Raw genomic sequence first — 15,915 nt, 5'->3', positions numbered from 1 at the left:
GCCGGCCCGGCTTGATCATCCGTCGCGCTGGAACGGCACCAGCTCGGGCACGTGCAGCGAGAAACCCTGCGCCAGATCGACGCCCAGCTCGCGCAGCGCCTGCATCACCACGTCGCTGGTCACCCACTCGGCCACCACGATCAGACCGATCCGGTGGCCGATGTCGGTGGCCGCGCGCACCATCGCGTAGCTCACCGGGTCCTCGAGCATGTCGCGGATGAAGCTGCCATCGATCTTGATGATGTCGACCGGCAGGTTCTTCAGGTAGCCGAAAGAGGACATGCCGGCGCCGAAGTCGTCCAGCGCCACCTTGCAACCCACCGCGCGCAGTCGCTGCATGAAGCGTGCGACCTGCGACAGGTTGCGTACCGCCACCGTCTCGGTGATCTCGAAGCACACCCGCGCGGGGTCCACCCGGTGCATCGTCAGCAGCTCGATGATGCGATCGGCCAGCGCCTCGTCTTCCACGCTGGCACCGGACAGGTTGATCGTCGCCAGCTGCAGGGCCGCGCCGGCCGGGTGCAGCTGGTCGAAGTGCGACAGCGCCGTCTCGATCACCCAGCGGTCGATCACCGGCATCAGGCCGTAGCGTTCGGCTGCGGGAATGAAGGCGCCGGGCACCACCAGGCGGCCGTTCTCGTCGCGGAACCGCAGCAGCAGCTCGATCCGGGCGCCGTCGCCGTCCTGTGGAGCGAGCGGCCACAACTCCTGGTACATCAACAGCAGGCGGCGCTCTTCCGCCGCCCAGCGCAGCCGGTTGGCCCAGTCCATTTCGCTGCGGCGGCGGGCGGTCTCGTCATCGTGCTCGGAATAGAAATGCACGCGGTTGCGACCGAGCTCCTTGGCCATGTAGCAGGCCGTGTCGGCCTGGGCGAACAGCTCGTGCAGTTGCATGCCGCGGTGGTCGATCATCACGCCACCGACGCTGGCGCTGATGGAATAGCTGCGCTGCTCCCACATGAACACGTAGCCGTCGATGCGCCGGCGCAGCTGCTCGGCCACTGCTTCGGCCTCCTCGCGCGTCCCCGCGCGGGGCAGCAGCACGCCGAACTCGTCGCCCCCCAGGCGGGCCAGCACGTCGTGCGCTGCCAGGTGCTCGCGCATGGTCATCGCCAGCTGGGCCAGCAGCTGGTCGCCGGCCATGTGGCCGGAGGTATCGTTGATCAGCTTGAACTGGTCCAGGTCGATGTACAGCAGCGCCGCCGCGGGCGCGCCGCCCGCCACGGCCACCAGCACGTCGGCGAGGCGCCGCTCGAACTCGCGCCGGTTGTACAACTCGGTCAGCGCATCGTGGCTGGCCTGGTAGCTGAGCAGGTCGTTGAGCTGGCGCTGTTCGCTGACGTCGGCAGCTACCAGCAGCAGCTTGTGCACGGCGTCCAGCTCGACCTGCGCCACCGAGACACTGGCCCAGAAGCGCTGGCCGCTCTGGTTGTGCAGCACCGCCTCGAGATGGGTCGCACCACCGCTGACCGGGTCGCACAGCTGGCGGCGGATCTGGGGATCCTCGAACAGTTCGTGCAGTTCGCGCCCGAGCAGGTTCTCGCCGAGCCGGTCGCGCGAGGCCTGGTTGGCGTAGGTCACACGCCCGTCGCCGGCATCGGCCAGCAGCACCAGCGCCGGCAGCAGTTCGTTGAGCGCGCGGAATCGCTCCTCGCTCTCGCGGTAGCGCCGGCTCATGCGCCAGCCCAGTTCCACCGCCCGCCGCTGCGTGCCGGCCACCGACCACACCAGCAGGGCGAGCAGCACGCTGATCAGTAGTCCCGAGGGCAGCAGCGATTCGGACCACGCCAGCGGGCCGGGGGGCTGCGGCCGGTAACCGATCGACACGCGCCACAGGCGGCCGCCGTAGCTGAGGTCGCGGCTGAACTCCGGCAGCACGAGCATCGCCTGACCGGGCAGCGAATCGAACAGCATGTGAGCGGTACCGTCGGTGACGTCCTCCACCCGCACGTGCAGCCGCTGCAGGGCGTCGCTGGAAAAGGCGCTACCGATCAGGTCGGACACCCGGAACGCCACCCCGATCGAACCCACCAGTCGCGCACTGCGTTCGATCGGCGTGCGCGGCGGCGGGCCCTCGCTGAAGATCGGCAGGCGCATGGTCACCCCCTGGATCGGCTCGCCGTCGCCCCCCCGCTGCACCAGTTCGAACGGCGCGGACATCACCGGGCGATCGCTGTCACGCGCCGCCACCAGCGCATCCATGTTGCGGGCCTGCAGGGTGATGTCCAGCCCGAGCACGCGCTCGTTACCGACCTGCGGCGCCACCCGCCGGGTGATGTAGTGCTCGCCGTCGGCCCCGTAGGTGCGCTCGGCGTAAGCCAGCGAGAGCATGCTGGGGAACATCTGGCGCGGCTGCAGGTTGGCGTAGAAGTGCTCGAAATCCGTTTCGGTCACGTCATCCGAGGCGATGTAGAGCGTCTGGATGGCCCGCATCAGCAGCTCCGACGAGGCCAGCTTTGCCTGCAGGGAGGCATAGTTCTTGTCGGCCAGCTCGGCCAGCGCGGCGGCGGTGGCAGCCTTCTGCCGCCCGCGTTGCTGGTGATGGAGCACCAGCGTCAGCGCCACGCCCAGCGCCAGCGTCAGCAGCACCCACAGCCACGAGTAGGCCCGGCCCGACGGGCTCGGCGCACGCGCGTCGGCGGCGGGCGGATCGGGCGGTTGCGCGGCGGCGGGAAGCTGGCTCAATCAGGGATCCGTGACACCCAGAGGCAGGTGGCGGCTATCTGAGCACATCCGGACCGCACGTGCAGTACGGTTTTTGGAGGGAGCCGCGTCGATGCTGGGCACCGTTTGCATGCTCTGCTACAACGTCGGCGGGACGCGCCGAGGGGAGCGCCCGCGCGGCAGCGGGAACGCCGCGCGTCGATGGAACGAACGCCACAGGGGATCCACATGACATCTCGCTTCACCGCGCCAGCGCGCCTGGCGCTGGCCGCACTGCTTTGCCTGCCGCTGGCCGTCGCCCGCGCGGCTGGCCCCGCGGATACGGCCGCTGCGCAAACCGAGCGCTTCATCGCTTCGCTGCACCCGGCCAGCGGCACAGTGGCAGTTCCCGGTGCGCACGCGCACCTTGCGCTGAAGCCGGGCTACGGCTTCCTCAACGCGCACGATGCGCAGCGCGTGCTCGGCGAACTGTGGAACAACCCGCCGGACAAGGACGTGCTGGGCATGATCCTGCCCAGCGACGATCCGCACGTGCTGCTGGACGACAACAGCTGGGCGGTGGTGGTGACCTACGTGTCCGAAGGCTATGTGTCCGATGCCGATGCCGCCGGCATCGATTACGACAAGATGCTGCGCGACATGCAGGAGAGCGCGCACGACGAGAACGCGGAACGGCGCAAGCAGGGCTTTCCCGAAGTGGAACTGGCCGGCTGGGCCGAGCCGCCGCACTACGACACCGCCAGCCACAAGCTTTACTGGGCGCGCGATCTGATCTTCAGCCAGAACGGCGACAGCGGCCATTCGCTCAATTACGACATTCGCGTACTGGGCCGGCAGGGCTACCTGTCGCTCAACGCGGTGGCGCCCATCGATCAACTGGCGAAGGTCAAGGCGGACATGCCCGACGTGCTGGCGATGACCGACTTCGACGCCGGCCAGCGCTACGTCGACTTCGACAAGAGCACCGACAAGCTCGCCGCCTACGGCATCGGCGCGCTGGTCGCCGGCGGCATCGCGGCCAAGGCCGGACTGTTCGCCAAGCTCGGGCTGATGCTGCTGGCGCTGAAGAAGTTCCTGATCCTCGGCCTCGCTGCCGTGGCGGGTCTGTTCAAGAAGCTGTTCCGCCGCAAGCAGGCGTAAGCGAAGCGTTGCCTTGGGGCGTGCGCTGATCCATCGGACGTCCCCGCATCGTGCTCGACAGGTCGCCGGAGGGTCGTTGCGCGGCGTCGGACGGACCACCGTCTGTTCGAGAGCAGGCGGACGGCCTGACGGCCCCGTCGAGCGCGCTTCGGGTCGCCGCCGCCGACGTTGCATGACGGACCATGGCGGTGCCGGATCGATCGCCCTGAAGAACGCTTGCGGCGACTTCGCGCCTGCGGAGGAAAGCCGCGACGCCTGCGCCTGGCGGAGCGAGCTGCCTAGGTGCCGCGCGGCTTGGCCCGATGGGTGGGCGTGGCGCTCCACGGGTCGTCCGGCCAAGGGTGGCGCGGGTAGCGGCCCTTGAGCTCCTTCTTCACCTCCGGGTAGGTGCGCTCCCAGAAGCCCTTCAGGTCCTGCGTGACCTGGATCGGCCGACCCGCCGGCGACAGCAGGTGCAGCGTCACGGGCACGCGGCCGCCGCCGATCCGCGGCGTGTCGGCGAGGCCGAACAGTTCCTGCAGCTTCACCGCGAGCACCGGCGGCTCGCCCGGCGCGTACTCGAGCCGGCGGCTCTGTCCGCTGGGCACGGTGAGTTGATCGGGCGCCTGCGCGTCGAGCGTGCGGCGCTGCTCGTAGTCGAGCATCGCAGCGAGCGCCTGCGACAGCGATTCGCCGGCCAGCGCGTCGAGCCCGCGCTTGCCTTGCAGATGCGGCGCCAGCCACTGCTCCAGCGTGGCCAGCAGGTGCGCGTCGCTGACGTCGGGCAGTGCCAGTTCGGGCATCCACTCGCGCAAGGCCTGGATGCGTGCGCGCAGGCGGCGCGCCGAGTCGCTCCACGGCAGCGCGTCGAGCCCGCGGCTGCGCACCGCGGCGAGCAGCGCGGGCAGCGCGTCGGCTGGCTGCACCGGCACGCTGCGCCGCTCCAGCACGATGGCGCCGAAGCGCTGCTCCTCGAACGCCTCCACCGCACCGCGCGCCTCGTTCCAGCGCAGCACGCGTTCGCGCACGAACGCGGCGGGAAAGTCGCGCTCGAGCTGGCGCGGATCGAGCGGCGCGGCGGCGAGGATCAGGCTGTCGCGCGCCTCGTGGCGCAGGTCCAGCGCCACCAGCCACGGCTCGCCCAGCAGGGCGGTCTGCTCGTGCAGGCGCGCGCCGCGGCCGTTGGCCAACGTGTAGCGCAGCGGCTGATTCGCATCGCGAAAGGCGATGCGGTCGGGAAACGCGTGCGCCAGCAGGTCGCCCACCGCGTGGCTGTCGGGCACGCCCGTGGCCGCGGTGCGCACGTCCAGGCGTCGGCGCCAGCCCTTGGCCGCCTGCTCGATCGCCGCCAGCGCGCCCACGTCGGCTTCCATGCGTCCGCCACCGCGACGATCGCGCCACACGTGCAGCGCGCCCACGCGGGTGCGGAAATCGTCGCTGCGCGCGAGCTCCCCGCGCAGCGGTGAGCGTGCGTCCATCAGCGCCAGCAGGTCGGCGACCAGAGCGAGGCGCTCGGACGGGGCGCGCAGCGCGGCGGCGGCCAGTCGCGGGCTCGCGCCGAGTTCGAGCATGCGTCGGCCCAGCGCGGTGATGCGGCCGTCGCGATCCAGCGCGCCGAGCAGCCCCAGCAGTTCGCGCCCCTGCGCCAGCGCACCGGCCGGCGGCGGATCGAGCCACGGCAGGTCGGCGGCACTCGCTGCGGTGATGCCCCACGCGGCCAGCTCCAGCGCCAGCGCGGACAGCTCGGCCTGCGCGATCTCCGCCGTGCGCGAAGGTTCCAGCCGCTTGCTCTGGGGCCACAGGCGATACGCCGTGCCCTCGGCCACGCGGCCGGCGCGACCGGCGCGCTGGTCGGCCGAGGCCTGCGAGATGGTCACCGTCTCCAGTCGGGTGAAGCCGGAGTTGGGATCGAAACGCGGCTCGCGCGCCAGGCCCGCATCGATCACCGCGCGAATGCCCGGCAAGGTCACGCTGGACTCGGCCACGTTGGTGGCCAGCACCACGCGGCGGGTGCCGGGCTCGGCCGGCGCCAGCGCCAGTTGCTGCTCGGCGAGGCCGAGCTCACCGTGCAGCGGCACCAGCTCCACCGCCTCGTCGAGCGTGGCGGCCAGCACGGTCTGCGCGCGGGCGATCTCGCGCCGGCCGGGCAGGAACACCAGCACGTCGCCGTCGTTCTCCGCCAGCGCCTGCCGCGCGATGCGCGCGACGTGATGCTCCACGCTCTCCTGCGTGCGCGCCGGCGGGTACTCGATGCGCACCGGGAAGCTGCGGCCGGGACTGCTGAGACGCGGCGCGTCCAGCCACTGCGCGATGCGCTCGCCGTCCAGCGTGGCCGACATCACCAGCAGGCGCAGCTCGGGCCGCAGCGTGGCCTGCACGTCCAGCGCCAGCGCCGCACCGAGGTCGCCGGCCAGATGCCGCTCGTGGAATTCGTCGAACACGATGGCGCCGATGCCGGTCAGTTCCGGATCGTCCTGGATCAGCCGGGTGAGGATGCCCTCGGTGACCACCTCGATGCGCGTGGCCGCGCTGGTGCGCGACTCGAAGCGGATCGAGTAGCCCACCGTCTGCCCCACCGGCTCGCCGAGCTGCTGCGCCATGAACTGCGCGGCGGCGCGCGCGGCGATGCGGCGCGGTTCCAGCATCAGGAGTTTCTGCCCGGCGAGCCACGGCGCGTCGAGCAGCGCCAGCGGCACCTGGGTGGTCTTGCCGGCGCCGGGCGGCGCTTCCAGCACCAGCCGCGGATGCGCCGTGAGCGCATCGCGGATCTCGGGCAGCAGCGGGGTGATCGGAAAGGCGGGAGGCGGCGTCATCGCAGGGATGATACGGGCTGGACGAGTGCGGTCCTCGTCCGAAGCGGAAGCTCCGCCCGCTCACGGAGCTCGTGTAAGCGTGTTGCCGCAGGAGGTGGAGCCCTCAAGACAGGCCTTCAGGCGCGACTCCTCGGCTCCAGGATGCGGCGACGGGATTCCGTCCCGCGCGCAATGCCGCCCGGTCGAGCCCGAGCCGGCGCCGGAGCATCGTCCAAGAGCCGGCCTCCCCTTCGTTACCGTGGCAGGAGATGGAACCCCGCGACAGCAGCTGCTTGCCGCCGATGCATTTACGGCTGCGGCTTGGCGCGAAGCGGCGCCAGTGACTCGAACTTCTGCTGGTACTCGTCGGTGATGCGGCGGGCGTCGTCACTGCTGCTGATGACGCGTGGGGTGATCAGCACGATCAGCTCGGTACGGTTGTGGTTGCGCGTCGTGGTGCCAAACAGCCGTCCGAGCACCGGGATGCGGTTGAGCACCGGGACGCCGCTGTTGCCGTCGGCCTCATCTTGCTGGATCAGGCCACCCAGGAGCACGGTCTGCCCGCTCTGCACAGCCACCTGGGTCGCCAACTCGCGCTGCGAAATGGTCGGATTGCCGTTGACCAGCTCGGCGGTGCGATCCACCTGGCTCACCTGCTGGCCCACGTTCATGTAGACGAGACCACCAGGATTGACTCGCGGTTGCACATTCAGGATCACGCCGGTGTCGAGGTACTCCACGTCGTTCTGGATGCCCGAACCGATGCCGATGTTGACGCTGGTCTTGTTCACCGGCACCCGGTTGCCCACCTGGATATGCGCCACCTGGTTGTTCATGACAACCATCGATGGCGCCGAGAGTGTCTTGGTGTTACCGCTGGACTCCATCGCGTGCAGGGCGACTTGGAGGTTGGAATTGACGAAGGAGTAGAACAGCGCATCTTTGCCAGCATTGTAGAGATTGCCGCCCAGACCCAATGCGCCCTGCCGCGGATTGTCCGGGTTACCCGGAGTAAAACTGCCGTCGTCATTCTGGGTACCCCCGGCCAGGCCCTGCAGGTACCACTGCACGCCGTACTGCAGGTTCCCGGTGAGGCTCACCTCCAGGATCCGCGTCTCGATCTGCACCTGCAGCGGCACGTTGTCCAGGCGCTTGATCGCGTCTTCGATCTCGGCCCACTGCGAGGGGCGCGCACGGACCAGCAGCTGGTTGTTGGCATCGACCGAGCCGATGCGGATGCTGCCGTCGCTGGAGCTGTACTGCTGGTCGCCAGCGCCGGCGTTGCCGCTGACGTTGTTGATCAGCGCGCCGCCGTTGCCGCTGCCACCGGTGCTGCCGCCGGCGCCGGTCTGGCCGCCCAGCCCGCCGGTGCCGCCGCCCAGCCCGCCGCCGTCGCGCGAGCCGCCGCCGCTGTCCATGCCGCTGCTGCCGAAGCTGCCGGCGTTGCTGCCCATGGCGGCATTGCCGGCACCGCCGGTATTGCCGAGCATCGAGCTGGTCAGTCCCGGCCCGACTTCGCCGCCGCTGCCGCTGCTGCCGCCGGCGTTGTCGGTATAGATCTGCGCCAGGTAGTGGGCGAGATCGGAGGCCTTGATGTTGCGCACGTCGTAGACGAACAGCTGCGGCTCGTTGCCGCCGCCGCGGTCGATCCGGGCGATCCAGTCGCCCACTTCGCGCAGGTAGTCCGGCTGGGTGGAGATCACCACCAGCGCGTTTGTGCGTTCGATCGGGATGAAACGCAGCATGCCCGCCAGCGGCGTATTGCCGTCCTTGCCGAACAGGCTGTCGAGCTTGGGCATCAGGTCGGTGACGCTGGCGCGCTCGAGCGAGAACACGCCCACCGACATGCCGCGCAGCCAGTCCACGTCGAAGGTGCGCACGGTGCGTGCGTAGTTGGCCAACTCCTGCGGCGTGCCGGACATCACCAGCAGGTTGCGTGCCGGATCCATCAGCAGCACGGCGTCGGGCCGCGCGAACGGCTTGATCAGCTTCTGCATCTCGGCCGCGCCGATGTAGTGCAGCGGAAACAGGCGCGCCTGCAGCCCGCCGGTGGGCGCGCTGGCGCCCAGCCCGGGCACCAGGTTGCCCGAGGCGGCGTCCTTGGCCGGCATCACCACGTAGCCGCCGCTGCCGCTGACCAGCGCGTTGCCGGTCCACGACAGCAGCATCTCCAGGATCGGCAGCGCCTGGCTGGAGTCCACCGGCTCGGCGGTGGCGAAGGAGATGTTGCCTTCCACGCCGGGGGCGATGGTGTAGTTCTTCTTCAGCAGATCGCCGAGCACCGCCTTGACCACCGCCTGCACCGGCTGGTTCTCGAAATTGAATGTGACCGCGCCGTCGCCCTGCGCCGCCGGACGCGGGTTGGCCAGCGCGCTGGGCTGGATGAACCGGCCACTGCCGGTGCTGATCTGCGGCGAAGACGCAGTCGGCTCGGCCTTGCCAAGCGCGGCGTTGAGCGGCAGCGGCGGCGGGGCCGGCTTTTCGGTGCCGGCCATCGCCTCGCGCTGCAGCGCGCCGTCGTCACGCGGCGGCGGCGCGCTGGCACAGCCCGCGAGCCAGACCACGCCGGCAACGGCGATGACGCGTAGAAGGGGATGCTTGGACGTGCGGACCATCAACGAGCTCCTTGCGGGTTCGAGGCAGCTTGCTCGGCCCGACGTTTCTGGATCACGGCATTGAGCTGGCGGATGCGCTCCGCCTGCAGCTGTGCCTGGGTTTGCCGCGGTCGCTGGGCGCGGCCGGCGTTGGGGCTCAGGCCCATGCGCGGGGACTGCGGCGGGTTGGGATCGTCTTCCGGGGCGTCGTCATCGTCGCCGCCGAGGCTGGTGCCCTCGTGTCGCTGCATCTCGGCCGCACCCGGCTGCATGTCGTGCGGGCCGGTCTTTTCGAACGGGGCACCGGCAGGCAACTTGAGCTCGATCCGGCCATCGGGAGCGTCGAACACGGCCGCGCGCGGGTGTACCTCGACCAGCGTCCAGCGGCCGTCCGGGGTGGACTTGCCTTCGACGATCTGCAGGTCGCGATTGTTGCTCTTGTCGTGCGCCAGCACCATGCGCAGGCCGGGCGTGATGATCACGCCGGTCAGCGCCAGGTCGCCCACCGCGCCCTGGGCGTCGGCCACGGCGGAAGGGCGGCGGTCCGGGCTGAACAAAGGCTTCTGCCAGACCAGCGCGAACTGTTCCAGCGGCTGTGGCGGCGGCAGGGCGGCGGCGCTGCCGCCGGGCGGCAGGCTGGCCGGTGCATGCGGTGGGCTCCAGCGCACGCCCTCGCCCACTCCCAACAGCAGGATGGCGAGCACCGCGGCGAACGCCAGTGCGAGCAGCGCCAGCATCGGCGTCATGCGTCGTTGCGTGGCGGCCTTCACGGGGCGGCTCCCGCGACAGGCATGGTTCGCGACGGGCGCACGTAGCCGGTCAGCGTGAACTGCACTTCCAGCGGCGCCTGCGCGTTCTGCTGGGTGATCACCGGATTGCGGAAGATGCTGAGGTCGCCCACGAACAGGTACGGCGTGCCCTGCTCCAGGTCGTGCAGCACCGCACTGAGCGGTTCGATGTCGCAACGCAGGCTGATGCTTACGGCGGCCTTGCGATAGGGCTCGCCGTCTTCGGCGGGCGGCTCGGGCAGCGGCATTTTCTGGGTGACCTCGCAGCCGCCGTTGCGCGGGTGCGCGGCGGCCACGTCGACCACCCGCTGCATCAGCCCGGCACTGGCCGCATTGGGATCATCCTCGGGCAGGAACGCGCTGCTGGCGGCCTGGCCGGCGCCGAGCGCGGCGAGTCGCTTCTCCAGCGCAGGCTTCTGTGCGATCGCCGCAGCGTAGCGGCTCTGGGTGTCGCGCAGGTCGGCCATCTCGGCATCGATCTGCCGCAGCGGCGCCACGAACCACCAGTGCAGCAGCGCGAAGTACGCCAGCACCACCAGTAGCACCAGCAGGCCAATGGCGGCCAGCCGGCTGTCGCGCGGTTTCATCACCAGCCGCCTCATGGCGCGCTGCCCGACGGTGCGGGTGCCGTTGCAGCGGCCGGGGCCTGGGTGCGCACCTTGCCGACCATGTAGAAGCGCTCCTTGCCGGTGCCGGGGTCGGGCTGGATCGAGCCCTGGAAACCGACGTCGCGGATCAGTGGCGAGTCCTTCAACGCGTCCACCAGCTTGGCGGCCTGCACGCTCTGGCCCTGGAACCCGATCGCGCCGCTGGCATCGAGGCTGAAGCGCTCGAGCCACGCCGTGTCGGGCAGGCGTCGGGTCATGTCCAGCAACAGGGCGAGCACCGGGACGGAATCCTTTTTCTTCTGCGCCAGGAAACCCGCCGCGCCGGCGTTGTCCTGCAGCTGCTGGCGCAGCGCGGCGACCTGCTGCGCCTCGCCGCGCATGGCCTCGACCTGCGCCTGCATGGCGGCCAGCGCCAGCTGCCGGTTGTGCAGCCACTGGCCGAGCGCCAGCGCCGCCAGCACCACGCAGGCAGCGGCCAGCGCCAGGTTCAGCTGCCGCCGCGGATCCCGCCGGCGCGGGCGTTGCGCGGGCGGCAGCAGGTTGGCGCCGACGCGGCCGTCACCGGCGGCGAGGTCCACCGCGTCGACCTGCATGCGCAGCGCCGCCAGGCGCTCCAGCAGCGGGTCGAGCGTGCTGCGCGGCAGCGCGATCAGCTCCACGGCGAAGCGACCTTCGCCGGCGCCCTGCGCCAGCTCGCGCACGTCCACCACCACCTGCTCGGCGCGAAACGGCGTCTGGCGATCGATCTCGAACGTCACCACCTGGGCCAGGTTGTCCCGCGCCGCGAGCGGCAACGTGATGGTGCGTCGCAGCCCCGCCGACGCCGACAGGCACAGCGCAAGGCGCAGATCCTGCGGGTCCACGGCGGCCAGTGCCTGGCGCAGGGTCTGCTGCTGCAGCGCCGGATCGGCCGCATCGGGCCAGTGCGCCAGCGGCTCGGGCTGGCCGGCCGGGCGCAGCCACCAGTTGCCCTGGCGCAGCTCCAGCAGGTGCCAGCGGGTGCCGCCATCGAGCGCCTGCTGCATCGCTGCCGGCAGCAGCGCGCGCAGCTCGCCGCCCCACCACGCCAGGAACGACGGTAGCGGCGAGCTGCGCCACGCCCGCCGCAGACGATCCAGTAGCGGGCGCATCGACTGCGCTGTCGTGTTCATTGCCCGTCTCCCTCCTGCCAGCGCAGCACCGCGTAGGGCTGGGAACCGGCACGCATTCCGCGCAGGCGGATGGTGGTCCGCACGACGGCGCTGGTGCCGTCGGCCAGCGTGGCCTGCGAACGAATACTATGCGTCACCCCGCCACCGGACGCCATCGCCGTGGCCGGGTCCAGCGCCATGCGGGCCTGCTGCGCCTGGCGGATCGCGGTGGCGTCCATGCCGGGTATCGCCGCCAGCGCCAGCGGCGGCGCGGTGGCCGGGTTCGGCGCGTCCCGCCCGGACCAGAGCGTGACCTCCGGGGCAACCGTCCGGTAGATCCGCGCCGGCATGCCCAGCACCATGCGCAGCTCCTCGATGCTGGCGAACGGGCCGTGCCGCGGGCCATAGTCCAGCCCGGCCGAGGCATAGGCCGCATCGGCGGGATCGGGACCGACCGTGGTGCCGAAACTGCGCCACGCCACCACCCGATCGGTCAGCGCCCGCGCATCGGCGGCTTGCATGCCCGCGGCGGTGAACAAACCGACAAGCACCTCCGGCGCGGCCGCATTGAGGTCGACCTTGCCGCTTTCGTCGATCACCTCGACCTGCACCGTGGTATCGCCGAAGACGAAGCGGTAGGGGCGCCCGTCGGGGATCCAGCGCAGGGCTGTCTGCGGATCCTGCAACGCGTAGATCGCCCGCGCCACACCGGCTTCGGCGGCGTATTGCGCCTGGGTCCGCGCAAAGGCGTAGCGGGCCTGCAGCGCCTCGGTTCGCGCCATCACCGCATAGCCGCCCAGCAGCACCGCCAGCAGCGTGCAAGCCCACAGCACGACCAGCAACGCCACGCCGCGCTGGCGCCGGCGCAAAGGCATCGGGCGCCGGCTCACGGCATGCCCCCGAGTCCACGCAGGCGCTGCAGTGGCCCCTGCAGCATCAGGCCGCTGGATGGATCGATGCGCAGTGGCGCCTGCAACTGCGGCCACGGCGTGGTGCCCAGCGGCACCAGCTCGACGCGCACCAGTTGCGGCAGCAGGCGTCCATCCGGCCAGCGGTCCTGCCAGTCGCCCGGCTGGCCGCGCGCGTCCACGCCGCGGTACTGGAAGCTGCCGCTCTTGATGTGGTCCAGCAACAACTGCGGCTTGCCCAGCGCCTTGGCCGGCTTGCCGTCGGGGGGCAACATCGCCAGCTGCAGCTCCAGGCGCAGTTCGCCCTTGCCGGAATCCTTCAGCGACAGCGTGAGCAATTGCGGACCGAGCTTGTCCAGGTAACCGGGAAGCGGCGCGACAAAGCTCATCTCGCGCGCCGTGCCTTTGAAGAACACGCTGTCGCCATTGGCGTCGTGGCCGATCGGCGCAACCATCGTCTGCGCCAGTTCACGCCGCAGCAGCTGCTGCGCCGAGCGCACCTGATCGAGCCGCTCCACCGCCGCCGTGCCCGAACGCACGCTGTGCGCGGCGGTGCGCACGCCGGAGTAGACGCCCAGCAGCAGCAGGCTCAGTAGCACCAGTGCCGCCAGCACTTCCAGCAGGCTGAAACCGTCGGCGCGCTTCATGGCCCCACCCCGCCCGGCGCAGCGCCGGCGGGCGCGCTGGCCAGCCGCAGGGTACGGAAGTGCGCGCTGTAGTCGTGTCCGCCGCCTTGCCACATCACGTCCAGGTCGAGCTGGTACAGCTGCAGCGCGGCGTTCGGCGAAGGTTTGCCCGACGCGCTCCAGGGGGTCACCTGCAACTGCCAGTGGAACCTCTTGTCGAAGGCACCCGAGCGCGTGCCCGGACGCACCGGCTCGGTGACAAAAGCGCTGTCCAGCAGGCTGTGCGCCCACATGGCCGCCTCGCTTCGCTGGGCCGCCCGCTGGGTCAGCCCGATCGCACCGCCGGCAACCTTCATCAGCGCGGTGAAGGTGATCGCCAGCAGCAGCAGCGCAGCGATCACCTCGATCAGGCTGAAGCCGCGTTGCCCGCTGCGCGTCGCCGCGGCGAGACGCTGGACCCGGCCCCGGCTCATGGCTGCTCCACGCTTACCGCACCGGTGAGCCATGCCACGTTCACCCGCCACTGCCGCTTGCCTTGCTGCAGCGTGACGTGACCGCCGGTGGAGCTGCCGTCGGGGAAGAACCGGATGCGCCCGGTGGAGCGGTCGACCTGGTCCTCCTTCGCGCTGGTGATGCTGACGCTCATGCCACCGGGCAGCGCCACGCTGCGCCCGTCGGCGGCGCGGTAGGTGGCCGCGCGGGTGTCCACGTCGAAATGCGTTTCCGACTGCTGCACGATTGCCTTGGCACGGGTAGCTCGCAGCGCCGCGGCCAGCTCGCCGCTGGCGGCGCTGACCCGTGCGCTGCCCAGCCCCTGTGATACCGACACCGACACCGCCGCGGCCGCAATGCCGATCAGCAGGATCACCGCCAGCATCTCGAACAGGGTGAAACCGCCCGCGTGCCGGCCGCCTGCGCGACCGGCACGGACCGTGGCAGCGGCTTGCATGATGCACACCGTTACACCTCAGTACCCGCTGCGGGAGCCCATCACTCCCAGTTGCCCGCGTCCTTGTTGAAGCCCTCGCCGCCGGGCTGGCCGTCCTGCCCGTAGAAGATCAGGTCGAAGCTGCCGTGCTCGCCGGGATACTTGTAGCCGAAGGCGTGGCCCCACGGGTCCTTCAGGTCGGACCCCTTGGCGTAGGGCCCCTGCCAGTTGGCTGCGTTGGCCGGCTTGCTGGCCAGATCCTGCAGCTGGCGCGGCGGCGTGCCGTTGTCGAGCGCGTAGTTCTCCACCTTCTGGCTGAGCGTGGTGAGCTGGGCCTTGCCCGCGCCGTACTTGCCCTTGTCCACGTTCTTGCCGACCTGGGTCACGACCACCGCGCCGATGATGCCGATCAGCACGATCACGGCGAGCATCTCGAGCAGGGTGAAACCGGCGCTGCGGCGCGGTGAGGGGAGCGATCGGGATTGCATGGGATGACCTCTTGTCGTACGGGAAACGGAACCGGGAGAACGCGATGCGCGGCTACTGGATGTTGCTGGTGAGGCTGAGCAGCGGCAGCAGGATCGCGGCCATGATGAAGGCCACCATCACCGTCATCACGATGGTCAGTGCCGGCACCAGCGCGGCGAGCAGGCGGTCGATCGCGCGGCGACTCTCCAGCTCGAAGGTGTCGGCCACCTTCAGCAGCATGGTGTCGAGCTGGCCGGCCTCTTCGCCCACCTGCACCATCTGCAGCGCGAGCCGCGGGAAACGCTGCGCCTGCGACAGCGCAAAACCGAGACCCGCGCCACCCTTGACCTGCTCGGCGGCGCTGGCGAGCGCAGCGTCGAGCGCACGATTGGCAGTGACCTGGCGGGCGATGGTGAGCGAGGACAGCAACGGCACGCCGTTCTTCAGCAGCGTGCCCAGCGTGCGGGCGATGCGTGCGGTTTCCACTTTCAGCAGCAGCGGACCGATCAGGCGCATGCCGAGCAGCTTCGCGTGCCATGCCAGCCGCGCGTCCGGGTCGCGCAGGCGCGCACGCCACAGCAACGCCCCGCCGACCAGCACCAGCGCGATCAGCCACCACCAGCCCTGGATCAGGTTGCCCAGCCCGAGCACCGCCTGGGTGATCAGCGGAATCGGCACCTGCATGTCCTGGAAGATCGGCACGAACTGCGGCACCACGTAGGCCAGCAGCAGCACCAGCGAGCCGAGCACGCCGACCAGCAGGAAGGCCGGATAGATCAGCGCATTGACGATGCTGCCGCGCAGCTGCTGGGCGCGCTCCAGATAATCGGCCAACCGGCGCAGCGTCTCCTCCAGCGAACCGCCCGCCTCGCCCGCGCGCACCAGCGACACGTAGAGCTTGGGGAACACGCCGTGCTCCTCGTCCAGCGCCTGCGACAGCGTGGTGCCACCGCGCACGCGGTCGCGCACGCGCTCGATCAGCTTCTTCGCCCGCTCGCCCTCGGGCAGCTCCAGCAGGATGCCGAGCGCCCGGTCCAGCGGCTGGCCGGCGCCCAGCAAGGTGGCGAGCTGGTGGGTGAACTGCGCGAGCTGGTCGCCGGTGAACGGGCCCCGCGCGAACAGCGCGGCCAGGCCGCTGCCGCCGTCGGCCGCGTCGGCCGCCTGCGCCTCCAGCGGCGTGTGGCCCTGGTCCTGCAGACGGGCGATCACGTCCTCGACCGATGCGGCCTCCATCTGACCCTGCAGCATGTCGCCAGCATCGCTGACGGCGCGATAGCGGAACTGCGCCAC

General features: G+C 70.6%; 13 protein-coding genes. 1 reads left to right on the top strand and 12 read right to left on the bottom strand.

What is annotated here, in order from left to right:
• Positions 1-15 precede the first annotated feature (15 nt).
• Positions 16-2,685 (bottom strand): bifunctional diguanylate cyclase/phosphodiesterase, encoded by a 2,670-nt coding sequence (locus VFG40_RS03850; protein WP_324895098.1) that lies wholly within the window; start codon positions 2,683-2,685, stop codon positions 16-18.
• A gap of 207 nt (positions 2,686-2,892) precedes the next feature.
• Here VFG40_RS03850 and VFG40_RS03845 point away from each other — a divergent pair, with 207 nt between their 5' ends.
• Positions 2,893-3,804, top strand: a complete 912-nt coding sequence (locus VFG40_RS03845) for a DUF2167 domain-containing protein (RefSeq protein ID WP_324895096.1) — start codon at positions 2,893-2,895, stop codon at positions 3,802-3,804.
• 278 nt (positions 3,805-4,082) lie between these two features.
• On the opposite strand, the gene hrpB is transcribed toward VFG40_RS03845, so the two are convergent.
• The 11 genes from hrpB to gspF form a co-directional block, all read right to left on the bottom strand.
• Positions 4,083-6,596 (bottom strand): ATP-dependent helicase HrpB, encoded by a 2,514-nt coding sequence (hrpB, locus tag VFG40_RS03840; RefSeq protein ID WP_324895094.1) that lies wholly within the window; start codon positions 6,594-6,596, stop codon positions 4,083-4,085.
• A 287-nt stretch (positions 6,597-6,883) separates the two neighbouring features.
• Positions 6,884-9,190, bottom strand: a complete 2,307-nt coding sequence (gene gspD / locus VFG40_RS03835) for a type II secretion system secretin GspD (protein ID WP_324895092.1) — start codon at positions 9,188-9,190, stop codon at positions 6,884-6,886.
• On the bottom strand, positions 9,190-9,939 hold the full coding sequence (locus VFG40_RS03830) for a hypothetical protein (RefSeq protein WP_324895090.1): 750 nt from the start codon (positions 9,937-9,939) through the stop codon (positions 9,190-9,192). The genes gspD and VFG40_RS03830 overlap by 1 nt, the downstream gene beginning before the upstream one ends.
• Positions 9,936-10,559 (bottom strand): type II secretion system protein GspM, encoded by a 624-nt coding sequence (gspM, locus tag VFG40_RS03825; RefSeq protein ID WP_324895088.1) that lies wholly within the window; start codon positions 10,557-10,559, stop codon positions 9,936-9,938. Before gspM ends, VFG40_RS03830 begins: the two co-directional genes overlap by 4 nt.
• Positions 10,556-11,716 carry a PilN domain-containing protein gene (locus VFG40_RS03820; RefSeq protein WP_324895086.1) on the bottom strand — a complete coding sequence of 387 codons (1,161 nt, stop codon included), beginning with the start codon at positions 11,714-11,716 and terminating at the stop codon, positions 10,556-10,558. Before VFG40_RS03820 ends, gspM begins: the two co-directional genes overlap by 4 nt.
• Positions 11,713-12,585, bottom strand: coding sequence for a type II secretion system minor pseudopilin (locus VFG40_RS03815; protein WP_324895084.1), 873 nt, complete (start codon positions 12,583-12,585; stop codon positions 11,713-11,715). The genes VFG40_RS03820 and VFG40_RS03815 overlap by 4 nt, the downstream gene beginning before the upstream one ends.
• Complete coding sequence (locus tag VFG40_RS03810) at positions 12,582-13,250, bottom strand: type II secretion system protein GspJ (RefSeq protein WP_324895082.1); 669 nt, start codon at positions 13,248-13,250, stop codon at positions 12,582-12,584. The genes VFG40_RS03815 and VFG40_RS03810 overlap by 4 nt, the downstream gene beginning before the upstream one ends.
• Complete coding sequence (locus VFG40_RS03805) at positions 13,247-13,702, bottom strand: type IV pilus modification PilV family protein (protein WP_324895080.1); 456 nt, start codon at positions 13,700-13,702, stop codon at positions 13,247-13,249. The genes VFG40_RS03810 and VFG40_RS03805 overlap by 4 nt, the downstream gene beginning before the upstream one ends.
• Positions 13,699-14,178 (bottom strand): GspH/FimT family pseudopilin, encoded by a 480-nt coding sequence (locus VFG40_RS03800; RefSeq protein WP_324895078.1) that lies wholly within the window; start codon positions 14,176-14,178, stop codon positions 13,699-13,701. The genes VFG40_RS03805 and VFG40_RS03800 overlap by 4 nt, the downstream gene beginning before the upstream one ends.
• Before the next feature lie 41 nt (positions 14,179-14,219).
• The gene (gene gspG, locus VFG40_RS03795; protein ID WP_324895076.1) at positions 14,220-14,645 is read right to left on the bottom strand and encodes a type II secretion system major pseudopilin GspG; all 426 of its coding nucleotides are present in this window, start codon (positions 14,643-14,645) and stop codon (positions 14,220-14,222) included.
• A 52-nt stretch (positions 14,646-14,697) separates the two neighbouring features.
• Positions 14,698-15,915, bottom strand: a complete 1,218-nt coding sequence (gene gspF, locus VFG40_RS03790) for a type II secretion system inner membrane protein GspF (RefSeq protein WP_324895074.1) — start codon at positions 15,913-15,915, stop codon at positions 14,698-14,700.

The sequence above is a fragment of the Dyella sp. genome (assembly GCF_035685805.1).
Classification (GTDB): domain Bacteria; phylum Pseudomonadota; class Gammaproteobacteria; order Xanthomonadales; family Rhodanobacteraceae; genus Dyella_A.
The sequence above is the reverse complement of the archived record's forward strand: the minus strand, read 5'-3'. Positions and strand labels throughout refer to the sequence as shown.